Here is a 23,950-nt window from a genome sequence, read left to right on the forward strand (position 1 = left end):
CTAATCGATGGGAGGAACACAACCGCTCCAAGCTGGCTGCAGCAGGAGTATAGACAGCAGAAAGCCAACCGCAGCCGCTTATTCGGCAAGCGAGTTTCGACCAATTAAAACCGTTATTTACGCACGGCAACTGCAGTCGAGCGAGTTCAGCGCCAGTGCTCCCCGCGCGGGTAAAAACCTCGAGCGCCGTCGCGAGGCTGCCTCCAGGCGTCAAGCAAGTGCCTGGAGGCGCCGCGCAGCAGGCGAGAGCTTCAGGGCTTGTTCGGCACTTTCAGGCGGGCAATCAGGCTGGACGTATCCCAGCGTGCGCCGCCCATGGCCTGGACATCGGCATAGAACTGGTCGACCAGCGCCGTAACCGGCAGCTGCGCGCCATTGCTACGCGCTTCATCGAGCAGGATCGACAGATCCTTGCGCATCCAGTCGACGGCAAAACCGAATTCGAATTCGCCGGCCAACATGGCCTGGTGGCGGTTTTCCAATTGCCAGGATTGCGCGGCGCCCTTGCTGATGACCTCCATCGCCCCCTGTGCGTCGAGGCCTGCACACTGAGCGAAATGCAGTGCTTCGGACAAGCCCTGAACCAGGCCGGCGATGCAGATCTGGTTGACCATCTTGGTCAGTTGCCCGCTGCCGGCCGCGCCCATCAAGCGCACCATGCGCGCATAGGCCTGAATCACCGGCTCGGCACGCGCATAGACATCCACTTCGCCGCCAACCATCACCGTCAGCGCAGCATTCTGCGCACCGGCCTGACCGCCAGACACCGGCGCATCGAGGAAGCCCAGTTGCAGCTCGCCGGCCATGACCGCCAATTCACGGGCGACATCGGCCGAGGCAGTGGTGTGATCGACCAACACAGCACCCGGCGTCATCCCGGCAAACGCGCCGTCCTCGCCCAACACCACGCCGCGCAGGTCATTGTCATTACCCACGCAGACCATCACCAGCTCGGCACCCTGGGCCGCTTCACGTGGGGTAGGCGCACTGTTGCCGGCAAACTCGGCCAACCACTGCGCAGCCTTGGCCGGCGTACGGTTATACACACACACTTGATGTCCGCTGCGTGCCAGGTGTCCCGCCATCGGATAACCCATTACGCCCAGCCCGATAAAGGCTACCTTCGCCATACACACCTCCGAATTCAGGGATACTCAGCCTAACATGCGGCTTAACCAGTCAGAAAAAGCTTCAGCCTCACTATCAAGTGACCTGTACGGCTAGTCGACTAATGAAGCTGGCCAGCAAACACCGGAGGACATATGGGACATTGGTTGGTAATCGACCTGGAAGCCACCACCGAAGATGGGGGCTGGCCGCTGGAAGAAATGGAAATCATCGAGATCGGGGCCAGCCTGGTCAACGCCGCCGGTCATGAGCTGGATCACTTCCAGCGTTTCGTACGTCCAGCACGGCGGCCTCACTTGACCAGCTTCTGCCGCGAACTCACCCATATCAGCCAGGCCGATGTCGATGCCGCGGCGCCGCTGACCAGCGTCTGGCCGCAGTTCGAGCACTGGTTGCTGAGTCATCAGCCGCACCTGGTCGGTTGGGCCAGTTGGGGCGAGTACGACCGCCGCCAATTCGAGCAAGACTGGCAGCAATACCAGTTGCTCAGCTGCCTGAGCCAGATTCCCCACCTCAACCTCAAGCGGCGCTTTGCCGAAGCCCGCCAATTACCCCGTTCGCTCGGTCTCACCAGCGCCCTGCAACTGGCAGGCCTGCAATTCAGCGGCGAGCAACACCGGGCACTGACCGATGCACGCAACACCGCCCGGCTGCTGCCCTTGGTGCTGCCGCTATAAGGCCCCGCAAAGCAGATGACGCACCGCCGCAGCTTGGGCATACTTGCCGGCCTTTTTCAGCCCATTGCGAGGAATTGCACATGTTCAAGGTCAATGAATATTTCGCCGGCACGGTCAAATCCATCGCCTTCGGTATGGCTGAAGGCCCCGCCAGCATTGGCGTGATGGCCCCTGGCGAATACGAGTTCGGCACCGACAAACTGGAAGTCATGCATGTGGTCGCCGGTGCCCTGACCGTCAAATTGCCAGGCAGCGACAGCTGGGAGACCTTCACCAATGGCAGCAACTTCACTGTGCCGGCCAACAGCAAGTTCCAGCTCAAGGTTGCCGTCGATACCGCCTACCTGTGCGAATACCGCTAAGGTATTAGTTGCAAGGAGACCGGCCAGTTCAGATTGAGCTGGCCGGTTTTTTTATTGGCGATATATATCTGTAGGAGCCAGCGTGCTGTCGACGATGCTGTTCACACACTGTATCGCCAGGCCGCTGACCCATAGCGCCCGCAGCTACCAAACACATCAATTTCCTGATCTTTTGGAACAACCGAATGCCGCGCTCATCGCACTTCGCCCTGGTGATTCTGCCGATCATGCTGTTGCTGATCGCCATGACCTCGATCCAGAGCGGCGCCTCCCTGGCCAAGGGCATGTTCCCGCTGGTCGGCGCCACAGGCACCACCGCCTTGCGTCTGGGCTTGGCCGCCTTGATCCTGTGCGTCCTGATGCGCCCCTGGCAGGCGCGCCTAACCCTGCGCTCGTGCCGCTCACTGGTGGCCTACGGTCTGGCTCTGGGCAGCATGAACCTGCTGTTCTATCTGTCGCTGCAGACCATCCCGCTGGGCATCGCCGTAGCCCTGGAGTTCACTGGGCCACTGGGCCTGGCTTTACTGTCTTCGCGGCGGCTGCTGGATTTCGTCTGGATCGCCCTGGCGGTCTTCGGCCTCTGGCTGCTGCTGCCCAGCGCACAAGCCGACGTGCAGCTCGACCCGCTGGGCATGGCTCTGGCATTGGGCGCAGGCCTGTGCTGGGCGCTGTACATCATCTTCGGCCAGAAAGCCGGGGCCGAGCACGGCCGGCAAACCGTCGCCCTGGGCACCCTAGTCGCCGCCTTGCTGGTCTTCCCGATCGGTGTGTGGCAAGCGGGCAGCAGCATGTTCTCGCTCGACCTGCTGCCCATTGCCCTCGGTGTAGCAGTGCTGTCATCGGCGCTGCCCTACAGCCTGGAAATGATCGCCCTGACCCGCTTGCCGGCGCGCACCTTCAGCATCCTGATGAGCATGGAGCCCGCCATTGCCGCCCTCTCCGGCCTGCTGTTCCTCAGCGAACGGCTAAGCCTGAGCCAATGGCTGGCGATCGGCGCGATCATCCTCGCCTCGGCCGGCGCGGCAGCGACCTTCAGGCCGAAAGGCAAACCGCTCTAAAGCGCTGGCTCGGCCTCTTCACTGCTGAACTGCAGCTCGGCCAGGCGCGCATACAGCGGGTTGCTGGTGACCAGCTCGGCGTGTTTGCCAATGGCTATCAGCTTGCCCTGTTCGATCACCGCGATGCGGTCGGCGCTTTTCACCGTCGCCAGGCGGTGGGCGATCACCAGGGTGGTGCGCCCCTGCATCAAACGCGGCAACGCTTGTTGGATCAGGTGTTCGCTCTCGGCATCCAGCGCGCTGGTGGCTTCATCGAGCAGCAGAATCGGTGCATCCACCAGCAGCGCGCGGGCGATGGCCAGGCGCTGGCGCTGGCCGCCGGACAAGCCCAGGCCGGCATCGCCCAGATGAGTCTGGTAGCCCTCGGGCAGCTGCATGATGAACTCATGGGCATGGGCGACCTTGGCCGCGGCTTCGACCTCGGCATGGCTGGCGTCGGTTCTGCCGTAGCGAATGTTGTCCGCCACCGAACCGAAGAACAGCGCCGGGTTCTGCGACACCAGGGCGAAGCAGCGACGCAGCTCATGGGGATCGAGGCGCTCGATCGACTGGCCATCGATCAGGATGCGCCCTTGCTGCGGGTCGAAGAAGCGCAGCAGCAGATCGAACAGCGTGGATTTGCCGGCGCCCGAGGGCCCGACCAGAGCCAGGGTTTCACCCGGCGCGACGTTGAGGTCGATGCCATCCACCGCAAAACTGCCTGGGCGTGACGGATAGGCGAAGCGCAGCCCCTGCAACTCGATACGCCCTTGCACCGGCTGCGCCAGCACCAGGCTATCGGCAGTCGGCGGGGTGATTTCATTGCGTGCCTGCAGCAGTTCGGCGATGCGTTCGGCCGCACCGGCGGCGCGTTGCAACTCGCCGATCACCTCGCTGAGGGTGCCGAACGAGCCACCGACGATCAGGCTGTAGAAGACGAAAGCCGCCAGCTCACCGCCGGAAATTCGCCCGGCGATCACGTCCATGCCGCCGACCCAGAGCATCACCCCCACCGCGCCGAGTACCAGCACGATGACCACGGTGATCAGCCAGGCGCGCTGTTTGATGCGCTGGCGTGCGGTATCGAAAGCCGCCTCCGCCGACAGGCCGAAACGCCGTTTGTCTTCACTCTGGTGGTTGTAGGCCTGCACCGTCTTGATCTGCCCGAGCACCTCGCCAACATAGCTGCCGACATCGGCCACCCGGTCCTGGCTCAGGCGCGACAGCGCGCGCACTCGCCGGCCGAAAATAAGAATGGGCGCCACCACCAGCGGTAGCGCCAGCAGTACGATGCCACTGAGCTTGGGGTTGGTCACCACCAAGAGCACGCTGCCGCCGATCAGCATGATCACATTGCGCAGCGCCATCGACAGCGAGGAGCCAATCACCGACTGCAACAGCGTGGTGTCGGCGGTCAGGCGCGACTGAATCTCCGAACTGCGGTTGCTCTCATAGAAGCCCGGATGCAGATCGATCAGATGGTTGAATACGCGTTTGCGGATATCGGCGACGAAGCGCTCGCCGATCCATGACACCAGATAGAACCGGGTATAGGTGCCGATGGCCAAGGCCAGCACCAGCACGAAAAACAGCCCGATCGACTGCTGCAGTGCCTGCGGCGACTGAGTCGCCAGGCCTTGATCGACCAGCAGCTTGATACCCTGGCCCATGGACAGGGTGATGGCGGCGGTAAACATCAGCGCCAGCAAGGCTCCGACCACGCGCCAGCGATAGGGTGCGACGAAACGCCAGGCCATGCGCAGGGCATTGCGCTGGCGGGAAGACAGGATCGAAACCATGGTTACTCGCTGCTGGGCGGGTCAGCCCTGAGATTATAGAAGGCGCCGCATAGGCCGCGCGCAAGAACGTGTCCCAGCTAGATGGGGGCTAATCAGGCGCAGATCAAGCGGATCGTGCTGAAGGCTCAGCCCTATCAGTCCTGTAGAAAACGCCGCGCGTGGTCGGCGTTCGGCAGTAGGCAGCGGTCATAACGACCGAACAGCCGATAGCGATTGAGCGCAATACGGTCGTAACACCAGTCGCGCACTGGCCGGGGGATTACCCGCAACAATGCTAAAAATCGCCACAGACCAGGCAATTGCGCAAGGATGCGCAGTACCGCGTCCGAACGCACCAGCAATTCTCCCGCCTCGATATAGGCCATGGTATCGAACTGCACAGTGGGCAAGCCGAACCAGGTCAGCAGCGCCTGGCCCTGGACCGACTGCACCGAGGCCAGGCGAATGCGCTGCTGAGGGTCATGACGAATCAGAAACCTGACCCAGCCGTTGCACAGCTTGCACACGCCGTCGAACAGCACCACGCGTTCGCCCGGCTGGATAAAGGGAGGAAGTTTTTGATCCGTCATGTCCAGCTCCTGCGCCTGACCTGCCCAATACTACTCCCGTCAAGCCACGGTAATCAGGCACACCATGGCCACTAACAGCATGGCCGGAACGCCAGGCACCTCGCTAGGCGCGTGGACTAGCGCCAAAGCAGTAGTTGTCGGCAAGGCAGCCCTGGCCATCAGCGGCCCACGGGATAGAGCAGCTCTTCCTTATAACCGGCCCACACCCGCACCACGTCGGGGAAGGCATCGTCCAACTGCACATCGCCACTATCGACCAGCAGCGGCCTACCCTCGAGCGTGCCCAGCTTGCGCTTGGTCGCCACCACGCGCAGATGATCCAGACCTATGGCGCGTAGCACCCGCGGGCTGATCTGCTGGTTGCCGCGGCCGATGATATGGCCCTGGCCGCCGATGGCGGTGACCAGCAGCCGCGCCGGATGTTCGGCCACCAACTCGAACAACTGCGCCTCGGTGACATCGAGGGCGATGACCTGGCCGTTTTCGAGCACATCGACGCCGAGCAAGCTGGTCTCCAGCCCGAGATTCTGCGCCAGCCCATGCAGGGTCGAACCAGGGCCGAAGACGTAACGCACATCCGCTTCCCAACTGTCCTGCAGCCAGTCGGCCAGGTCGCTGAGCACCAACTCTTCGGATTCCACTCCGCCCTGCTTGACCTGCTGCATATAACCGCCCTCTTGCGGCACTGTCAGCTCGCCATACCAGCGCGCCGTCACCCTGCCTTCGCGCAAGGCGTTTTCGTCGATATCGCGCACCTCGCCGCTGGCCAGACGCACCAGGCCGCCCTCAATCAGCCGTGCGGCCAGCTCGCCAGCGGCGCGCGGGCTGATGGCATAGACCCCGGACTGGATCTTCACCCCGGCCGGAATGCCCAGCACCGGCTGCCCCTCGCGCACGGCGGCGCAGATATCCCGCGCCGTGCCGTCGCCGCCGGCAAACAGAATCAGCGCAACGCCGGCATCCTGTAGTTGTTCGACCGCCTTGTGGGTATCCGCCGCGCTGCTCACCCGCTCATTCAACTCTCCGACCACCCGGAAACTGAAGCCCATTTCGGCCAGCAGATCGGCGCCCATCGGCCCGGGAAAGGTCAGAAATTCCAGGCGCTCCTGCATCGCTCGCAGACACTCCAGCGCCGTGCGCGTACGCACTGCCGCCAGCGGCTGGCTACCCAGGGCCAGGGCCTGCTCGGCCACGCCATCACTACCCTTGAGCCCCGCCGGACCACCAAGACCTGCCAGGGGATTGATGATCAAGCCCAGATGGAACCGCGACATAAACACCTCGTTGTGTCCCAGAGTGTCTCAGGGGTCTTTTCAACCCACACGTTGTTTTGGCACAGTGACAACCAGAGTCACTGGTGAACTGTATTTTTGACGGAACTTCGGCGTTCGCTACTGTCAGAGCCCGTTCACCCGACTCTTTTAAACTGCACACACCACCTGATGAGGAGACCGTTCATGAGCCCACAGCAGCAGACGCCAGACCCCCATGTTGCCCCTGAGCAGTCGCAACAGCCGGCAGGTGGCGCAATCATCGACGAGCAAGGCCAGGAAGTCCCGATCACCGAAAACATGATCCAGCGCGCGTGCGAGGAGCTGGAAAAAGACCTGACCAAGCCCAATACCGACAAAGGCTGATCGACCAGTGATACCCGACCCAGGCAATGCCTGGGTTTTTCTTGGGCCGTGGCCCAATAGTGCGATTAGCTGGTGGGCTGAAGCGCAACGCCGCCCGGTCCACCCTACCCGGCCGGCCTGCTTGGCTGCCGCAACCCTTCGCGACTGAAGCCGCTCTCATCAAACAAAAAATAACTCATTGTTTTATATATATAAATTAAATATACACAAAGCCCTGTAGGAGCGGGCCATGCCCGCGATGGGTTTCGCGGGCATGGAACTGGGCGTCCCCCCGCTCCTACAGGTACCCACAAGCCGACAGACACCATTGCCTCCAGTTTGCTGCGCGACAGCGCGGCGTCTGGACGACGGGGGATCTCCTACAAGAACGCTGCTGATTGACGATTGCCTGATGCTTGTCGCTGGATAACAGCTCAATCAACGCAACGTCGCCCCCAGCGCCTTGATCATCTGTACCAGTTGCGGCGCATCGCCTTGCAGCCTCACGCTCAGCCCATCGATCTCGCGGCGCATCGGGTAATGTTTGCGCAACGCATCGAAGGCCGCACGCTGGCTGGCCGTTTCACCCTGCAGGCTGCGGCGAAAGTCCGCATCGTCGCGCCGCGGGTCATAGACCGCGCGACACACAGTCGCCAACGCCCAGGCCGGATCGGCGCCGGCCTCCAGGCTCAACTCAGATAGCCAGGGCGCCGGCATCAACTCGTCGAGGTTGACCGTCGGCGGCCAGCCGAAATGCGCGCAAACCGCCGCATAGATCTGCGCCGTGCCGCGCAGCTTACCGTCCAGGCTGTAGCCGGCGATATGCGGGGTGGCGATGCGGCACCGGCCGGCCAACTCGACATCCACCTGCGGCTCGCCTTCCCAGACATCCAGCACCACCTGCAGATCATCGCGCCGCTGGAGCAACTCGCGCAGCGCCGGGTTATCCACCACCGCGCCGCGGCTGGCATTGATCAGCCAGGCGCCCGGCTTGAGCTGGGCCAGGCGCCGCGCATCGAACAGATGATGGGTCGGTTGCGCGCCGCCGCGCTCGAGCGGGGTGTGCAGGCTGAGCACATCGCACTCGGCGAGCACCTGTTCCAGACTGACGAAATCACCGCCTTCGGCGAACTGGCGCGGTGGGTCGCAGACCAGCACACGCCAGCCCAGGCCGCGTAACACCTCGACCAGACGCCCGCCCACCTCGCCGGCACCGACCACCCCGTAGGTGCGTGTCGCCAGCTCGACGCCCTGCTGCTCAGCCAACAGCAGCAAGCTGCCGAGCACATAATCGACCACGCCGCGCGCATTGCAGCCCGGCGCACTGGCCCAGCCGATGCCGGCCTGGGCGAAGTAATCGAGATCGAGATGGTCGGTGCCGATGGTGCAGGTGCCGACAAAGCGCACCGCGCTGCCTGCGAGCAACGCACGGTCGACCCGAGTGACCGAACGCACCAGCAGCAGTTCGGCATCGGCCACGGCCGCCGCCTCGATACCGCGACCGGGCAAGCGGCGAACCTCGCCGAATCCGGCAAAAAACTCATCAAGCAGGGGAATGTTCTCATCCGCGACTATTTGCATGATCGGCTCCATACGTCAGGCCGTCATTCTAACCCGTCGGCGCCCTTGTCGGCAGCGCGCTGAAACAGGCCATAACCCGCTTTCCTGACCGAAGCGTCAGCGCGTAGACTACGCGGTTTTCCCGGAGAGCCAGCGGATGACCTCTATGCCTGCCGTATCGCGCCTGCAGCGCGTGCGCACCGAGCTACGCACCCTGCTGGTGCTGGCCACGCCGATCATCGTTGCCCAGTTGGCGCATACCGCCATGGGCTTCGTCGACACGCTGATGGCCGGCCGGGTCAGCCCCCAAGACCTGGCCGCGGTGGCGCTCGGCAACTCGATCTGGGTGCCGGTATTCCTGCTGATGACCGGCATTCTGCTGGCGACCACATCCAAGGTGGCGCAGCGTTTCGGCGCCGGCCAGCAGGCCGAGATCGGCCCATTGGTGCGCCAGGCCTTGTGGCTGGCGCTGGCGGTTGGCGGCGCTGCCGCGATCCTGCTGTGGAACGCCGAAATCGTCCTGCAGCTGATGAATATCGAGCCCAGCCTGATCGAACCCTCCATGGGTTATCTGCGCGCGGTGGCCTGCGGTTTCCCGGCAGTGGCGCTGTACCACGTGCTGCGCTGCTTCAGCGACGGCCTGAGCCATACCCGCCCAAGCATGGTGCTGGGGGTACTCGGTTTGCTGCTGAATATTCCGGCCAACTACATCTTTATCTACGGCAAGTTCGGCTTGCCAGCCATGGGCGGGGTCGGCTGCGGCTGGGCCACCGCGCTGGTGATGATCTTCATGCTGCTGGGCATGCTCTGGTGGGTGAAGTGGGCGCCCTTCTATAAACCTAGCCAGCTGTTCAACCGTTTCGAGTGGCCACAGTGGGCGGTGATTCGGCGTCTGCTGGAAATCGGCGTGCCGATCGGCATTGCGGTGTTCGCCGAAGTGAGCATCTTCTCGGTGATCGCCCTGCTGATCGGAGGCCTCGGCGCCAGCGTAATCGCCGGCCACCAGATCGCCCTCAACTTCACCTCCATGGTGTTCATGATCCCCTACTCCCTGGGCATGGCCGCCACCGTGCGCGTCGGCCAGATGCTCGGGCGCGGCGATCCGCGTCAGGCGCGTTTCGCCGCGGGCGTGAGCATGGCCACGGCGCTGGGCTATGCCTGCCTGTCCGCCAGTTTGATGTTGCTGCTGCGCGAGCAGATCGCACAGATCTACACCGCCGACCCGACGGTGATCGCCCTGGCATCCGGCTTGATCGTGTATGCCGCGCTGTTCCAGTTCTCCGATGCGATCCAGGTCACCGCGGCTGGCGCCCTGCGCGGCTACCAGGACACCCGCATCACCATGTTGCTGACCCTGTTCGCCTACTGGGGCATTGGCTTGCCGGTGGGTTACGCCCTCGGCCTGTCCAGCCTGTTCGGCGAGCCCAGCGGCCCGCGCGGGCTGTGGCAAGGTTTGATCGTCGGCCTGACCTGCGCCGCTATCATGCTGGCGATTCGTCTCACCGGCAGCGCGCGCAAACGCATCCGAGCCGCTAAGATGGCGCGATGATCACCAGAACCCTTGCCCTGCTTACCCTCCTCATCCTGTCGGCCTGCCAACCGGCCGATGATGGCCTGGCCCTGCAGGCGGATTACCTGAATCGTCTGAACAATGCCGTCGAGGGCGATGCCGTCGTGGTCTTCGACAAGGCCCAGTTGACCCGCTATCGCTTGCCGCCGCGCCGTGAGCGTGTGGTGGATATCCCCGAAGTACGCATCGGCCTGCTCGATCTGCTGATCGACGTGCGCCGCTGCCCCGCCCTGCAGCAGCAGATCAGCTTGCGTAACAGCATCCTCGGCAAGCAGTTGGTACCCAGTAGCCGCCTGGGCTATGAAGGCGATCTACTGCGCGCCATCGATACTTGCCTGGCGCGGCTTGCCGACGAGCAAGACGCGGAGCTGCGCGGCACACTCAACAGTCTGGCCCGGGAGAAACGCGCCCAGCTGCCCAGCGTGTTCTGGAATGCGCTGAACGCCAGCCAGGAAGTCGAACGCTACCTGCGCTTTGCCGATCAGGCGCTGCCGACCGCCCCCAGCGAGGACAATGCCGCCCTCGCTGCCCTGGCCCAACTGGCCGCCATGGCCAATGCCCTGCCGCAAACCCTGCCACCGCCAACAGCCGCGCTCGACCCGCTGTTCTTCGCCCTGCATGCCAGCCCCCAGGGCGGCCAGTTGATCAGCAGCCTGGCCAGCCTGACCCACACCCTCAATCAGGGCAGTCGCCTGCTCGAAGAACGCCAGCAACAACGGCCCATCTGCCCGCAGGGGCAAGCGACAGCGCGCGGGCGCATTCTGCAGAACATCTTCGTCAAGTATTACGCCGGCGGTTTGCAGCCCTATCTGGCCCAGGTGCACCAGCGCGGTCAAACCTGGAACAGCAGCCTGCGCCAGCTCAGCGCAGCAGCCGAGGTGCCGGCGGCCACGCGCAACTACCTGCTGAACCTGGCCGGTCCCGAACAATCCCTGTGGGTTGATTTTCAAGCCGCCACCACCCGGCATATACACGCCTGGCAGGACAGTCTGAAAAGCTGTGGTCTGGCACCCGGTCAGTCCGGGTGGAATGGCGAGGCCGCCAACGCCGACCAGTAGGCTTCGGAGAGGAACTCACGGCCCTGCAGCAGATGCGCCAGGTAATCGGCGCTGGGCAACAGGCCATCCTGACGAAAGGCCGGATTGGCGATATACACCCAGGCAGGCTGCACGCCCTGGGCAGTGACAATCGCTAGGCGCTCGCGACTGTAATAAATCGGTGTGCCCTCGAACGGGTCGAGCTTGGCGATCTCATCCAGTTCGGCCAGTCGGTAGAGCACGCCCTCCACCACGCCATCGCGCTGATAGCGGATATTGGCGTAGGCACGACCCGGAGCACGATCCATCGCGCGCTTGTTGAAACACAAGGCATAGCCGATCAAGCGTCCCGGCAAGACCTCGCTCACCCGCAAGCCACGGGCCTGCATGCGCGCCGGATTCATGTTCGAGCCGTAGGCGAAGTACCAGCCCATCGTCAGTCGGCCTTTTTACGGATCAAATACAGATAGGTACCCGCCTCTTCGCTCTGCTCGAGCAGTTCATGGCCGAGAAACACGCAGAACTTGGGAATATCGCGCCGGGTCGAGGGATCGGTAGCGATCACCTTGAGCAGGCCACCAGCCGGCAGATCGCGCACCTTGTTGTGCAGCATCATCACCGGCTCGGGGCAGTTCAGCCCAGTGGCGTCGAGGGTGTCATCGAGAATGGCGTCGGATTGCAGGGACATCGGCTGGCTCCAAAAACAGGTGGCTATTGTCGCGCAAAGCGGCCCCTCAGACCACCCGCCCCGCTCATGCGCCCAGGCGAACCCGAACTAGCCTGTTACAGGTAGACCCACGCGCGGCGGAGGTGGCGCAAATGTCCGCATCCAACCAACCCCGGAACTGGTGCCTGGTGCGCCTGGACGACAATGGCAACGAATTCATCGTGCGCGCCGACCTGACCCGCGCCGCCGCCGAAGCCCTGGTGCGGCAATTCGAGGCGCGCGGGCACAAGCAGAGCTATTGGGTCAGGCAACAGCAGCCCCGTAGCCCGGATGAAATCCGGGAAGATCGTTGAGGCCGCCCCCGGCTTTCATCCGGGTTACGACGTTCCAGAATGGCGTGGCCCAGCAGAGGTATTGACCGCGGCCCTGATTACTTGCTCAACCGGCGCAGGTGGCAGGTCACTTCCTCGCGGTCGTGATAGAGCTGCTTGCAGGCAATCGACACCTTGATCTTGCGCTCGGCGAAGCCGTCTTCCAGGCGCTGCAGCAGGCGACGCACTTCGGCGTAGCGCTGCTTCATCGGCAATTTGAGGTTGACCACCGCCTCACGGCACAGGCCTTCGCCGATCCAGGTTTCCAGCAAGGCGGCGCTGCGCGCCGGCTTCTCGACGATGTCGCAGACCATCCAATCCACCGGCTGGCGCGGTTTGTAGAGGAAGCCATCGACCATCAGGTGCTGCACCAGGCCGGTCTCCATCAGGCTTTCGGCCATCGGGCCGTTGTCGATGGCCGTCACCAGCATGCCGCGCTTGACCAACTGGTAGGTCCAGCCGCCGGGTGCGGCGCCGAGGTCGACGCCGGTCATGTCGCCCGACAGGCGCTCGTCCCACTCTTCGCGCGGGATAAAGGTGTGCCAGGCCTCTTCCAGCTTGAGGGTCGAGCGACTCGGCGCCTCGCGGGGGAACTTCAGGCGCGGAATACCCATGGGCCAGATGGCCGAGTTATTGCGCTCGGCCAGGCCGACGAACACCTCGCGACCGCTCTTGAAGGTCAGCAGCAAACGCGGTTTGTGCGGGTCTTCCACCAGTTTGCCGGCCTTGCTCAGGGCATTGCGTAGCGGCGCCTCGAACTTCTTGCAGAAGTTCGACAGCTCCTTGCCATCGTTGGTGTCGAGCACTTCCAGCCACAGGCTGCCGAAGGTCGGCAAGTCTGCCAGATGGGCCAACAACACGCTGATGCGATCCAGCTCCGGCAGGTTGATGAACACACCACGCGCCCATTGCCGCGGGAAAATCAGCTGACTGAAACGCACGCCGCGCATCAGGCGCTCGGCGCCGTCCGCCTCGGTACAGATAAATTCGGCGCAGGCCGTGCTCGGTTTGGCCTTGGCGTAACCGGCCACACCCAGGCGCGCGGCATGCTCGGCGATCTCCGCACACACCTCGTTCTCGAACCCGGGGCGGCAATGCAGTAACAAAGTATTCATCGGTGATCTCCTCAAGGCGCGCATCATAACGGAGTCGGGAACCCGGGGCGCACCTGACCTGTCCAGTTAAGCGAGCGCTTGATTTCGCCGGTTGCCGCTTTTGCGCCATGCTCGCCGAACACCAAAGCCTCACGACCAAGGCACCCGGCATATGCCTACAGCTGCATCCATGGGCTCACCTACGGACTTACGCCACACCCCACATCCTTGTAGGCGGCGCGACCCGCGGCGATGCGGGTCGCCGGAGCGCTGAACACACAAACATCGCCCTGGGTCGGGCCGCCTACAGGTTCTGGCTGTATCTGGCGATGGGGGCAATGGCTGAATGAGCAAATGCCACACGGCCATAAGACCTATGACATGGCAAGCCTCGCCAAGCAGAGCTAGCTTGAAGACTCTGCAGCACACAATCCGGTTTGCACCGTGCAAGCCACAGGAGACGCGCAATGCCTTCCTTAGATAGCCTGAACAGCCGCCGCAGCCTCGACGTCGGCGACCAGACCTACCAGTATTTCAGCCTGCCTGACGCAGCCAAGACCCTCGGCAATATCGACAGGTTGCCGATGTCGTTGAAAGTCCTGCTGGAAAACCTGTTGCGCTGGGAGGACGGCAAGACCGTCACCGGCAGCGATCTGCAGGCCATGGCCGATTGGTTGAAAATCCGCAGCTCCGAACGCGAGATCCAGTACCGACCGGCGCGCGTGCTGATGCAGGACTTCACCGGCGTGCCGGCGGTGGTCGACCTGGCCGCCATGCGCGATGCCATGGCCAAGGCCGGTGGCGACCCGCAGAAGATCAATCCGCTGTCGCCGGTGGACCTGGTGATCGACCACTCGGTAATGGTCGACAAGTTCGCCAGCCACGCCGCCTTCGGCCAGAACGTCGCCATGGAGATGCAGCGTAACGGCGAACGCTACGCCTTCCTGCGCTGGGGCCAGCATGCCTTCGCCAACTTCAGCGTGGTGCCGCCTGGCACCGGCATCTGTCACCAGGTCAACCTGGAATACCTCGGCCGCACCGTCTGGACCAAGGAGGAAGACGGCCAGACCTTCGCCTTCCCCGACACCCTGGTCGGCACCGACTCGCACACCACCATGATCAACGGCCTCGGCATCCTCGGCTGGGGCGTCGGCGGCATCGAGGCGGAGGCGGCGATGCTCGGCCAGCCGGTGTCGATGCTGATCCCCGAGGTGATCGGCTTCAAACTGAGCGGCAAACTCAAGGAAGGCATCACCGCCACCGACCTGGTGCTGACCGTCACCCAGATGCTGCGCAGCAAGGGCGTGGTCGGCAAGTTCGTCGAGTTCTACGGCGACGGCCTGGCCGATCTGCCGCTGGCGGATCGCGCTACCATCGCCAATATGGCGCCGGAATACGGCGCCACCTGCGGCTTCTTCCCGGTCGATGCGATCACCCTGGGTTACCTGCGCCTGTCCGGCCGCCCGGAGCAAACCGTCAAGCTGGTCGAAGCCTACTGCAAGGCTCAGGGTCTGTGGCGCGAACAGGGTCAGGAACCGCTGTTCAGCGACAGTCTGGAGCTGGACATGGGCAGCGTCGAGGCCTGCCTGGCCGGGCCGAAACGGCCACAGGATAGGGTCGCCCTGCCCCAGGTCAAACAAGCCTTCGACGACTTTACCGGACTGCAGGTAAAAATCGCCGCCGATGCGGACGCGCGCCTGCTCGACGAAGGTGGCGGCGGCGCCGCGGTCGGTAGCGCGGCACTGGTCGGCGAGACCGACTACCAACATGAGGGGCAGACTTACCGCCTGAAGAACGGCGCCGTAGTGATCGCCGCCATCACCTCCTGCACCAACACCTCCAACCCCAGCGTGATGATGGCTGCCGGCCTGCTGGCGAAGAAGGCGGTGGAGAAAGGCCTGCAGCGCAAGCCCTGGGTCAAGAGTTCACTGGCGCCCGGCTCCAAGGTGGTGACCGAGTACTTCAAGGCCGCCGGCCTGACCCGCTACCTGGATGAGCTGGGCTTCGACCTGGTTGGCTACGGCTGCACCACCTGCATCGGCAATTCGGGGCCGCTGCTCGAGCCGATCGAACAGGCCATCCAGCAATCCGACCTGACGGTCGCCTCGGTGCTGTCCGGCAACCGCAACTTCGAGGGTCGTGTGCATCCGCTGGTGAAAACCAACTGGTTGGCCTCACCACCGCTGGTGGTGGCCTACGCCCTGGCCGGCAGCGTGCGGGTGGATATCAGCACAGAAGCGCTGGGCCAAGGCAAGGACGGCCAGCCGGTGTACCTCAAGGACATCTGGCCGAGCCAACAGGAAATCGCCGAGGCGATCATGCAGGTCGACACCGCGATGTTCCACAAGGAATACGCCGAGGTGTTCGCTGGCGACGCGCAATGGCAGGCCATCGAAGTGCCGCAAGCCGCCACCTACGCCTGGCAGGCTGACTCGACCTATATCCAGCATCCGCCGTTCTTCGAGGACATCGGCGACGCACCGCCGCATATCGGCGACATCCACCAGGCGCGCATCCTCGCCCTGCTCGGCGACTCGGTGACCACCGACCACATCTCCCCGGCCGGCAACATCCAGGCCGACAGCCCGGCCGGGCGCTACCTGCGCGAACAGGGCGTCGAACCGCTCGACTTCAACTCCTACGGCTCTCGCCGCGGTAACCATGAAGTGATGATGCGCGGCACCTTCGCCAATATCCGTATCCGCAACGAAATGCTCGACGGCGAGGAAGGCGGCAACACCCTGCACGTACCGAGTGGCGAGAAGTTGGCGATCTACGACGCGGCCATGCGCTATCAGGACGCCGGCACCCCGCTGGTGGTGATCGCCGGCAAGGAATACGGCACCGGATCAAGCCGCGACTGGGCGGCCAAGGGCACTAACCTGCTCGGGATCAAGGCAGTGATCGCCGAAAGCTTCGAGCGCATCCACCGTTCCAATCTGGTCGGCATGGGTGTGCTGCCCTTGCAGTTCATGCCCGGCCAGGATCGCAAGCGCCTGCACCTGAGCGGCCAGGAAACGCTCAGCATCTACGGCCTGGACGGCGTCGAGTTGCATCCGCGGATGAAGCTGATGGTGGAAATCGCGCGCGCGGATGGCACGCGGGAAAGCGTCGAAGTGCTGTGCCGCATCGACACCCTCAACGAGGTCGAGTACTTCAAGGCCGGCGGCATTTTGCACTACGTGCTGCGGCAATTACTGGCCAGTTGAGCCTGAATGGGCGCCGGTGCCTGTCGGCGCCCATTGTTTATCCGTTTTCCCTGCCCCCTGCGGAGCAACACCCAGGCTCCGAGTAGCGCTACACCTGGACGCTCATGGCACTGAGTGGACGCTGCGTCCGTAAACATCCTCAAGCCGCTCGATATCGTCCTCACCCAGGTAGCTGCCGGATTGCACCTCAATGATTTCCAGGGCGATCTTTCCGGGATTCGCCAACCGGTGTACCGAGCCAATGGGAATGTAGGTGGACTGGTTCTCCGTGAGCAGAAAGGTTTTCTCGCCACAGGTCACCATCGCCGTGCCGGAGACTACGATCCAGTGCTCCGCACGGTGGTGATGCATCTGTAAGGACAGCTGTGCCCCCGGTTTCACCGTGAGGTGCTTGACCTGGTGACGGGTGCCCACATCGACCGAGTTGTATCCACCCCAGGGACGGTACACCTGGCAATGGCTGCGGGTTTCCTGGCGGCCAGCGGCGTCCAGGGCGTTTACCAGCTTCTTCACATCCTGCACGCAATCCTTGCGGGCGATCATCACCGCGTCCCTGGTTTCCACCACGACCACATCGTCCATGCCGAGCAAGGTCACCAGTTTCGAGTTGCCGTGGACGTAGCAGTTATGGCTGTCCTGTACCAGCACATCGCCCTTGAGGGCGTTGCCATCCGTATCCTTGGCGACGACATCCCATAACGACGACCAACAGCCGACATCACGCCAACCGGCGGAGAGCGGGACCACACAGGCCCGCGAAGTTCTCTCCATCACCGCATAGTCGATGGAGTTGTCCGGGCAACACTCAAACGTCTTGGCATCGATTGCCATCGCCTCATGGTCGACCTGGCTACGCTCCAAGGCCAACACACAGGTATCGTAAATATCCGGTTCGTAGTTACGCAGCTCATGCAGATAACGGCTGGCGCGGAACAAAAACATGCCACTGTTCCAGTAATAGCTGCCGGAGCGGACGAACTCGCTGGCGCGAGCAATATCCGGTTTCTCGATGAACTGCTCGACCCGGTACGCGCCCGGGATCAGCGCATCAGTGTCCTCGCTGCGTGCGGCCTTGATATAACCGAACCCGGTTTCCGGCCGTTCGGCGGGTATGCCGAACAGCACCATGTCCCCCTCTTCTGCTGCCGCACGGGCCACCTCCAGCGCCTGACGCAGAGCGGCTACATCGCTGATCAAGTGATCGGCCGGCAGCACCAGCAACAATTCATCGCGATTTTCGGCCAGCACCTTTAGCGCAGCCAGCGCCACAGCCGGCGCGGTATTACGACCAAACGGCTCCATCAATATGGCCTGTGCGCTCACATCGATGGCGTTGAGCTGTTCGTTGATGATGAAACGGTGTTCCTGATTGCAGACAATAATCGGCCGCTCTACGCCCTCGAACCCCAGACGTTGCACCGTCTGTTGAAACAACGTGTGTTCCCCGGCCAAAGCCAGGAACTGCTTGGGATAGAGTTTGCGGGACAGCGGCCAGAGCCGCGACCCGCTACCGCCAGACAAAATCACCGGAATCATGATTGTCGCTCCTATGAGCGTTTCAACACTGCCAGATTGACGGTTCAGCGCTGCAGACTAGGCTCCGACTTGCGCCGAACATTCCCTCTGGATGGGGCCGAGTAGTCCTCCTGACTGCATGGCCGGTTGCCGGGAATTACCCGGATAGCAAAACGGCACCTCCCAGTGCCAATTTAGGGGCCCGGCTCAATCAGCTGGGTTCCGCAGGTTCTGCTGACTGGCGAACAGCTGGGTGATATCACCGCCCAAGCGGTAGGTTGTCAGCGGCTCGAGCGAGCGTCGCCATTTATCGGTACTGGTTGCGCAGCGATAGAGGGCACAGTAGGGCTCAAGCCAGGCGAACTTACCGTCTTCCTGCAGATCCTCCAGCTCCTGGGCGAAGCCAGTCTCGTCTTCAAACAGCTGAGGATCCTGCATGCCCTGCTCCACGCGCATGGCCAAGCGCTGAATGGCCTTAGCGTTCTCCTCGCGCAGATCGATGCCATTGACCTGGGCGAAGGCCATCAGCATCAACAACGGCCCCAGGCTGTAATTGTGATAAGCCAGCGCTCGGGTTTCCCGGCGTAACTCATTAGGCAGGTAGCCCTGGGCATTGACCTGGGAAATGCCGATACGCAACTGGGCCACGGCCCAATCGAACAGGTCGCGGCGGTCGAGCACTACGGCAGTCGCCATCACCGCCCAGGCGGCCCAATACTGATGGTTGTTCAAACGCTCCAGCGGCTGCTCGCGCCAGTCGCGCACCACCTGATCGCCGAGACGGGCCAGCCACTCCTCGATAGGCCGGGTCTCAGCCTCGCGTCCACGCAGCGGTTGTGAGCGCGAGTACTTAAGACGCAGATAGGCCGAAGCAATGCTGCCCAGCGCCCATTTACGCAGCGACTTGCCGCTGTGGCTGTACTGCTGGCTCAGCAACGCTTGGGCCTTGGCCCATTGCCCCAGCCACTCCAGGGCACAGTCGACATGCCCCTGGCGGCCGAGACGCAGATAAGCCGCGACCTGCTTGTTGACGGTTTTCTCCAGCACTTTGATTTCGTCCGCCTGCTTCTGGTAGCGCGCGTTCGTCTCTGGATTGAGCTGATCGCGCGCCGAACCAGAGCCCTCATACTTGCTCGGCACGTTGAGGTCGCCCACATAGGGCCGGGCCACCACCGGACATGTCTTCGCCGCACCCTGCTTCAGCGTCGCTTCCAGGTAGTACCCGGCCGGTGGCTGCAACTGTGCGGCCACTGCGGCAGTCGGCAACAGGGCCATGAGCAGCAGCACGTAGCACCCGCGACGCGTCATCACTCGACTGATGCCTGTGCGGTGCGCAGGCCGAGACGGCCTTCGTCACTTTTCACCCGACACAACGTGGTGTTCAAGCGGCTATGAGTGGACACGCCGCCCAGCGGTCGCACAGTGAGGGAGAGGAAGGTCAACTCATCCCAATCGCCATCTTCACGCAGTTCCAGCAGAAAACGTCCCCGATCGCCAGGAGCACGCTTGAACGTCAGGGTTTCCTGGCGGCCATTCATGAAGGTCAAGGTGGCGCTCAACTGTTGCACGGCCGGGTCGTCAAGTTGGAGATCAATGCGGAAATCGCTGCTGTGAATCGGCAGCACGCCACTGGCACCGTTGAACAGCACCTGGTTAGCACCGGCGTGCAACGTGATGGCGCTTTGCAGCAACGCCGTATGCCCGCTACAGCCGTTACTCACGGCGGGAACAGCCTGACGATAGAAATTGCGACGATTAAGACTGGTGGAGTCCCCCAGCTCCCAGATCAGCAATTTCGGTGGCTGCTGTTGAAACGACTCGCTCTGTAGATAGTGCAGCAAAGCACTTTCATGGCCACTGCCGGGTTGCGAGGCGTTCTGCACAGGGGTCCCCAGGTGCTGTTCGAGAAAGCCGGCGAAGTTGAGCGAATCCGCACTATTGCTGCTGCCGACCAGAACCACCTGCGCCGGCGCTGACTGGTTCGGCGAGGTGGGCGCGGTGATAAAGCGTTGCACGTACTGACGGGCGTACCCGGCGCCGCACAGTCGTTGGGCAACTTTCTGTAGCGAACCGCTACGCGCCATCAAGCCCGCCGGACTGCTCTGGTATTGCCCCTCTGGGAGCTGGTCAAACAGCGGGATGTTCTTTGCTGTCTCCGCCACCAAGCGCGCGGTGCGTTCCGCCCCTTGCGGGGTCCAATGCTGGTCAGCCTTGAAGAAGAAGTCGGGACTATCTGCCGGGGCCTGTAGCAGGCTGGCAAGGTCAGGCACCCAGATATCCAGATCACGCAAGCGCGCCAGAGCGCTACGATAGTTTGCCTGGGCCCTGGCCTGATCGAAGCCCGCGCGCTGGCCCGGGGTCAGTTTATCGGCATGCAATAAACCACGGCTGGGCGGGTACACCAGCAGTAGCTCGACGCCGCTGCGCTTGAGTGCATTGCGCAGGCGTTTGAGTTGTTTGTAACTCTGTGGGTTGAGGCCGAACTCGCTGCGCAGGTCCTGGGTACTGCTGAACATCCAGCCATCCTGCGCCTCGAGCAGTCGACCATAACCGCTCAACCCCGCGGCCCGGTAGACGCGGGTATCGGCAGCCGCCGGGCACAGCTGACAACAGGCCTCGGCCTGGTAAGTCGGCGCAGCGTAGAGATTGCTGGTGCCGGCCAACAGGCCGACGCCGAGAAGCATGCATGCCCTGTTCATCTCATCACTCCTTACTTGCCAAGCTGCCAACGGGCTCGATCAGCACCGCCTGTTGTTGGCGCAACAGAATTTCCATTATTTCGCCCTGACGCTCGCCCAGCAGCCCCGAGAAGGAGATGCCTGAGGCTTTCTGCGGAGCGAGGATGGTCAGCTTGTAGAGTTCGAGCTTGCTCGGCGAATACACGGAGACCGGACTCGAGCCGTTGCCGATCATTTGTCCGCCGACTATGCGCATCGACAGTCTGGCCTCGTAGGGGTCTTCCTCGATATTGCGCTCGCTGCCACTCAAGTCCTTGATATGGCCATAGACACCGGTCATGTGGTTGGCCACCAGGATGTTCTCGTAGAGACTGACATCGAGGCTGTTGCGCACCCGGATACCGTGCCGACGGTTACTCATGCTACGGTTCTGCCACAGCAGGTTGTTCGAGCTTTCGTACAGGGTGATGCCGTCGGATTGGTTCTTGTAGGTCTCGTTGAAGGCGATCAGGTTGTTCGCGCTGCTACGGTCGAGGACGATGCCAGAGAGCTGGTTGTCGTAGGACTTGTTGCTGAAAATCCAGCTGTCATTGACCTCACGGGAAAGGATGATGCCGTGCTTCTTTCTGGTTCCGAACGCCTGGTTCTCGGCGATGATCAACCGCCGCGAGCGGTCATGCGGGTCGATGCCGTAGACGATGCTGTTTTCATAGGTGTTGCCGCGGATCACCACGTCGTCGGCTTCATAGCAGTAGAAGCCGAACCACATGTCGATAAAGCGCGAGTTGAGTAACCAACCGGTCGGCCGTGCGCGCTTCATCTTCGGCGCCATACCCGGGCTGTACTGCGAGATGCTGAAGCCGTAAGCCTTACTCGCGTCGTAGCCGAAACTGCTGATGACGCTGTCGGTTACGTAAGTCTCGGTCCCGCCCCAGGCCAGGAAATACGGGCGAAATTCCTTGGCGTCGCGCCAGTAGGCCGGCGTGCCGTCCTTCTCGCGCCAAGCGGTGACCTTGGTGTCGGTGATGAACACTCGACCATCATTGACCAGGAAAGCACCCGCCTCCTGGGACAGGCGAAGTTCTTTGGTATCTCGGTCGATGTGCAGCGTGGCACCCGGGCGCACGATGATCGGCAGACGCGCCAGGTAAATACCCGGCGCGGTCTCGGCGAAAGCGGATGTCGGCAACTGCCGCGCCAGCGCCGCGCTATTCATGTAGCCCTGCTCGATGAAGATCGCCTGAGGCATGCGTTTTTGCCGCACCACCCACTCGCGCAAGCGATCCTTACCGCCGATGAACTCGTCCAATGAGTTCTCGTGCAACATCCCTTTGATTACCGCCCTGCCTGCAGGTTTTTTCTGGATCTTTGCCTGCACTGCAGTTGCGGTGTAGCCGGACAGATCGGGTAGAACCGGGGGCTTCAATTGGAGCGAGCTGCCCGATTCGGCACTGATCCTATAGTCTTCAGGTAGCGGCGCGAGGGTATCCGCCTGGGACAGGGCACAGGCAAAAACGCCTGCCAGAGGCAACGCCAGCTTGATTAATGCGTGCATACATCCTCCTGACAGGCGCTTGGTTCAGAAACGCCAGATAGCGTCGACAAAGACACGGTGCATATACGAATCAACATCGGAGCCGTAGGCATTGCCGGGTTTGAATACGCCGCCGCGTAAGCGCACCAGCGCCGAAGGCTCATCAATTGACTGGCTCATGGAGGCCGGAAGCAGGCCCTCTTTGAAGTACCGAGTAAGGATCAGATCGACTTCCTGGCCCACTTCTTTTTCGCCATCTTTTAGCGAGCGGTTGATGCCGTTGTCATTGACCCGAGCGTTGACGCCACTGTTACCGAGTGGCTGGTGGCCATCGACCCGCCAGAACTTGTGGTAAATCAGGCTGGCGTCGTAATCCTCACGCAGCTGCCAGGAGCCAAACAGCGTCGCGACCTGGAGATTGCTCAGTTCGCTGCGAAAGGCCTCACCGAAACGATTTGCGCGTGAGCGAGTACCGGTGTAATTGGAGCGATTGCTCTCCAGGCCGGTTTGTTCATAGTTCTCCGAGCCGTCGTCACCACCGCCGCCACTGCCACGGGCATAGGCCGCGCCGACTTGCCAAGTGGGATCCAGTCGCAGACGGATACCCAGGTCGGTGGCCCAGGCATTGACGTCACCGCTTTGCTTACCGGTAGCGATTGTCTGGCCGCCGACAGTGCTGCTGTTCAGCGTGTCGCGGTCACCGGTCAGCCAGGTGGCGCTGGCCCAGTAGTTGAGCGGGTTCTGGTTGCGGTAGTTGTAAGCATCGCTGTTGGCTTCCAAGCCCAGCCAGGTAAGGTTGCCGGTACTGGTCTTGTCGAGTTCGTCGACGCGCTCACCCGCGCGGGGCAAGTTGCCGTCATCGCGACTGTGGTGCGCGCGGATGCCGACCCATTGGCCCGGTTGCCACTGGGTCGAGATATCGCCATACAGATGCAGGCGATCTTCATCCTCTGGATCCAGCTCGTCGAGGTCTGTGCGGTAGTCGCTGAAGCGCTCGGCCACACCCACGTTGGAACGCAGCAAGGTGGTGTCGAAGGTCCAGTTCAACGCCTCGATGTTGGTGTCACGCCACAGGCCGTCTTCGGTGCGCAGGCGCTGGCGTCCTAAGCGCAACTGTTCACCTGGGTAGGCGGTTAAACCGGAATAGCCGATCCAGAATTCATGCAAGGCCAGGTAGCTCTTGTCCGGCTGGCGACCGTTGTTGCCAGTGCTGCCGGACTCGCTGTCGAGGTCGGTGCGTTGCAAGGTATCGGTTTCGATGATGTCGGTCGCGGTCACCGCCCGGCCCATGGCGAAGGCGCTCCAGTCACCGCGCTGGCCATAGAACCAAGGCCGTACGTCTAGACCTATGCCTTGTACATCGCCCTCCCGACGAGTACCCAGGTCGCGATCATCTTCGGACTGCCCGGTAAGCTTGATGTCCAGGCCGAAGCTCTTGTCCGGACCGAGCGCCGCCAGCAGCGTTTCACTCGAGAGCAACGAAACACTCAGGAGCACCCCTGCACCAAAACCGCGAGTCATTTGCAT

21 protein-coding genes are annotated in these 23,950 nt (G+C 62.6%); 8 read left to right on the forward strand and 13 right to left on the reverse strand.

The window, feature by feature from the left end; genetic code table 11:
- Positions 1 to 251 precede the first annotated feature (251 nt).
- Complete coding sequence (locus tag B2D37_RS09385; RefSeq protein ID WP_079202436.1) at positions 252 to 1,130, reverse strand: NAD(P)-dependent oxidoreductase; 879 nt, start codon at positions 1,128 to 1,130, stop codon at positions 252 to 254.
- A gap of 132 nt (positions 1,131 to 1,262) precedes the next feature.
- Here B2D37_RS09385 and B2D37_RS09390 point away from each other — a divergent pair, with 132 nt between their 5' ends.
- The 3 genes from B2D37_RS09390 (at position 1,263) to rhtA (ending at position 3,225) form a co-directional block, all read left to right on the forward strand.
- The gene (locus tag B2D37_RS09390) at positions 1,263 to 1,805 is read left to right on the forward strand and encodes an exonuclease domain-containing protein (protein ID WP_079202437.1); all 543 of its coding nucleotides are present in this window, start codon (positions 1,263 to 1,265) and stop codon (positions 1,803 to 1,805) included.
- An 80-nt stretch (positions 1,806 to 1,885) separates the two neighbouring features.
- On the forward strand, positions 1,886 to 2,167 hold the full coding sequence (locus B2D37_RS09395) for a pyrimidine/purine nucleoside phosphorylase (RefSeq protein WP_079202438.1): 282 nt from the start codon (positions 1,886 to 1,888) through the stop codon (positions 2,165 to 2,167).
- Positions 2,168 to 2,352: 185 nt separating this feature from the next.
- Positions 2,353 to 3,225: a threonine/homoserine exporter RhtA gene (gene rhtA, locus B2D37_RS09400; RefSeq protein WP_079202439.1), complete on the forward strand. Its 873-nt coding sequence runs from the start codon at positions 2,353 to 2,355 to the stop codon at positions 3,223 to 3,225.
- On the opposite strand, the gene B2D37_RS09405 is transcribed toward rhtA, so the two are convergent.
- From B2D37_RS09405 to B2D37_RS09415, 3 genes are all read right to left on the reverse strand, one after another.
- Positions 3,222 to 5,003 (reverse strand): ABC transporter transmembrane domain-containing protein, encoded by a 1,782-nt coding sequence (locus tag B2D37_RS09405; protein WP_079202440.1) that lies wholly within the window; start codon positions 5,001 to 5,003, stop codon positions 3,222 to 3,224. The two genes, rhtA and B2D37_RS09405, sit on opposite strands and share 4 nt — an antisense overlap.
- A 134-nt stretch (positions 5,004 to 5,137) precedes the next feature.
- On the reverse strand, positions 5,138 to 5,572 hold the full coding sequence (locus tag B2D37_RS09410) for a thiol-disulfide oxidoreductase DCC family protein (protein WP_079202441.1): 435 nt from the start codon (positions 5,570 to 5,572) through the stop codon (positions 5,138 to 5,140).
- 158 nt (positions 5,573 to 5,730) lie between these two features.
- Positions 5,731 to 6,846: an ATP-NAD kinase family protein gene (locus B2D37_RS09415; protein WP_079202442.1), complete on the reverse strand. Its 1,116-nt coding sequence runs from the start codon at positions 6,844 to 6,846 to the stop codon at positions 5,731 to 5,733.
- Between the two features lie 183 nt (positions 6,847 to 7,029).
- Here B2D37_RS09415 and B2D37_RS09420 point away from each other — a divergent pair, with 183 nt between their 5' ends.
- Entirely contained in the window at positions 7,030 to 7,209 is a 180-nt protein-coding gene (locus tag B2D37_RS09420) for a PA1571 family protein (RefSeq protein ID WP_079202443.1), read from the forward strand.
- A gap of 417 nt (positions 7,210 to 7,626) precedes the next feature.
- Here B2D37_RS09420 and pdxB read toward each other — a convergent pair whose 3' ends face one another.
- Entirely contained in the window at positions 7,627 to 8,769 is a 1,143-nt protein-coding gene (gene pdxB / locus B2D37_RS09425; RefSeq protein WP_079202444.1) for a 4-phosphoerythronate dehydrogenase PdxB, read from the reverse strand.
- Positions 8,770 to 8,914: 145 nt separating this feature from the next.
- Between pdxB and B2D37_RS09430 the strand changes: the two genes are divergently transcribed.
- On the forward strand, positions 8,915 to 10,297 hold the full coding sequence (locus tag B2D37_RS09430) for an MATE family efflux transporter (RefSeq protein WP_079204949.1): 1,383 nt from the start codon (positions 8,915 to 8,917) through the stop codon (positions 10,295 to 10,297).
- Complete coding sequence (locus B2D37_RS09435; RefSeq protein ID WP_079202445.1) at positions 10,294 to 11,376, forward strand: DUF3080 family protein; 1,083 nt, start codon at positions 10,294 to 10,296, stop codon at positions 11,374 to 11,376. The genes B2D37_RS09430 and B2D37_RS09435 overlap by 4 nt, the downstream gene beginning before the upstream one ends.
- Here B2D37_RS09435 and B2D37_RS09440 read toward each other — a convergent pair.
- The gene (locus tag B2D37_RS09440; protein ID WP_079202446.1) at positions 11,334 to 11,789 is read right to left on the reverse strand and encodes a gamma-glutamylcyclotransferase family protein; all 456 of its coding nucleotides are present in this window, start codon (positions 11,787 to 11,789) and stop codon (positions 11,334 to 11,336) included. The genes B2D37_RS09435 and B2D37_RS09440 overlap by 43 nt on opposite strands.
- Before the next feature lie 2 nt (positions 11,790 to 11,791).
- Positions 11,792 to 12,043: a sulfurtransferase TusA gene (tusA, locus tag B2D37_RS09445; RefSeq protein ID WP_079202447.1), complete on the reverse strand. Its 252-nt coding sequence runs from the start codon at positions 12,041 to 12,043 to the stop codon at positions 11,792 to 11,794.
- A 131-nt stretch (positions 12,044 to 12,174) separates the two neighbouring features.
- Here tusA and B2D37_RS09450 point away from each other — a divergent pair, with 131 nt between their 5' ends.
- Entirely contained in the window at positions 12,175 to 12,375 is a 201-nt protein-coding gene (locus B2D37_RS09450; protein ID WP_079202448.1) for a hypothetical protein, read from the forward strand.
- A 77-nt stretch (positions 12,376 to 12,452) separates the two neighbouring features.
- On the opposite strand, the gene rlmM is transcribed toward B2D37_RS09450, so the two are convergent.
- Positions 12,453 to 13,508: a 23S rRNA (cytidine(2498)-2'-O)-methyltransferase RlmM gene (gene rlmM, locus B2D37_RS09455; protein WP_079202449.1), complete on the reverse strand. Its 1,056-nt coding sequence runs from the start codon at positions 13,506 to 13,508 to the stop codon at positions 12,453 to 12,455.
- 446 nt (positions 13,509 to 13,954) lie between these two features.
- Between rlmM and acnA the strand changes: the two genes are divergently transcribed.
- Positions 13,955 to 16,696, forward strand: coding sequence for an aconitate hydratase AcnA (gene acnA / locus B2D37_RS09460; protein ID WP_079202450.1), 2,742 nt, complete (start codon positions 13,955 to 13,957; stop codon positions 16,694 to 16,696).
- Positions 16,697 to 16,798: 102 nt separating this feature from the next.
- On the opposite strand, the gene B2D37_RS09465 is transcribed toward acnA, so the two are convergent.
- The 5 genes from B2D37_RS09465 to B2D37_RS09485 all read right to left on the reverse strand — a co-directional run bounded on the left by B2D37_RS09465 (position 16,799) and on the right by B2D37_RS09485 (position 23,950).
- Positions 16,799 to 18,232, reverse strand: coding sequence for a mannose-1-phosphate guanylyltransferase/mannose-6-phosphate isomerase (locus tag B2D37_RS09465; protein WP_079202451.1), 1,434 nt, complete (start codon positions 18,230 to 18,232; stop codon positions 16,799 to 16,801).
- Between the two features lie 186 nt (positions 18,233 to 18,418).
- Positions 18,419 to 19,519, reverse strand: a complete 1,101-nt coding sequence (locus B2D37_RS09470; RefSeq protein WP_079202452.1) for a mannuronate-specific alginate lyase — start codon at positions 19,517 to 19,519, stop codon at positions 18,419 to 18,421.
- Positions 19,519 to 20,910 (reverse strand): alginate biosynthesis protein AlgX, encoded by a 1,392-nt coding sequence (locus B2D37_RS09475; RefSeq protein ID WP_079202453.1) that lies wholly within the window; start codon positions 20,908 to 20,910, stop codon positions 19,519 to 19,521. The genes B2D37_RS09470 and B2D37_RS09475 overlap by 1 nt, the downstream gene beginning before the upstream one ends.
- Positions 20,911 to 20,914: 4 nt before the next feature.
- A complete protein-coding gene (gene algG / locus B2D37_RS09480; protein ID WP_079202454.1) occupies positions 20,915 to 22,444 on the reverse strand; it encodes a mannuronan 5-epimerase AlgG in 1,530 nt (509 codons plus the stop codon).
- A gap of 24 nt (positions 22,445 to 22,468) precedes the next feature.
- On the reverse strand, positions 22,469 to 23,950 hold the full coding sequence (locus tag B2D37_RS09485) for an alginate export family protein (protein ID WP_079204950.1): 1,482 nt from the start codon (positions 23,948 to 23,950) through the stop codon (positions 22,469 to 22,471).

It is taken from the genome of Pseudomonas sp. CC6-YY-74 (assembly GCF_002025205.1).
GTDB classification, from domain to species: domain Bacteria; phylum Pseudomonadota; class Gammaproteobacteria; order Pseudomonadales; family Pseudomonadaceae; genus Aquipseudomonas; species Aquipseudomonas paeninsulae.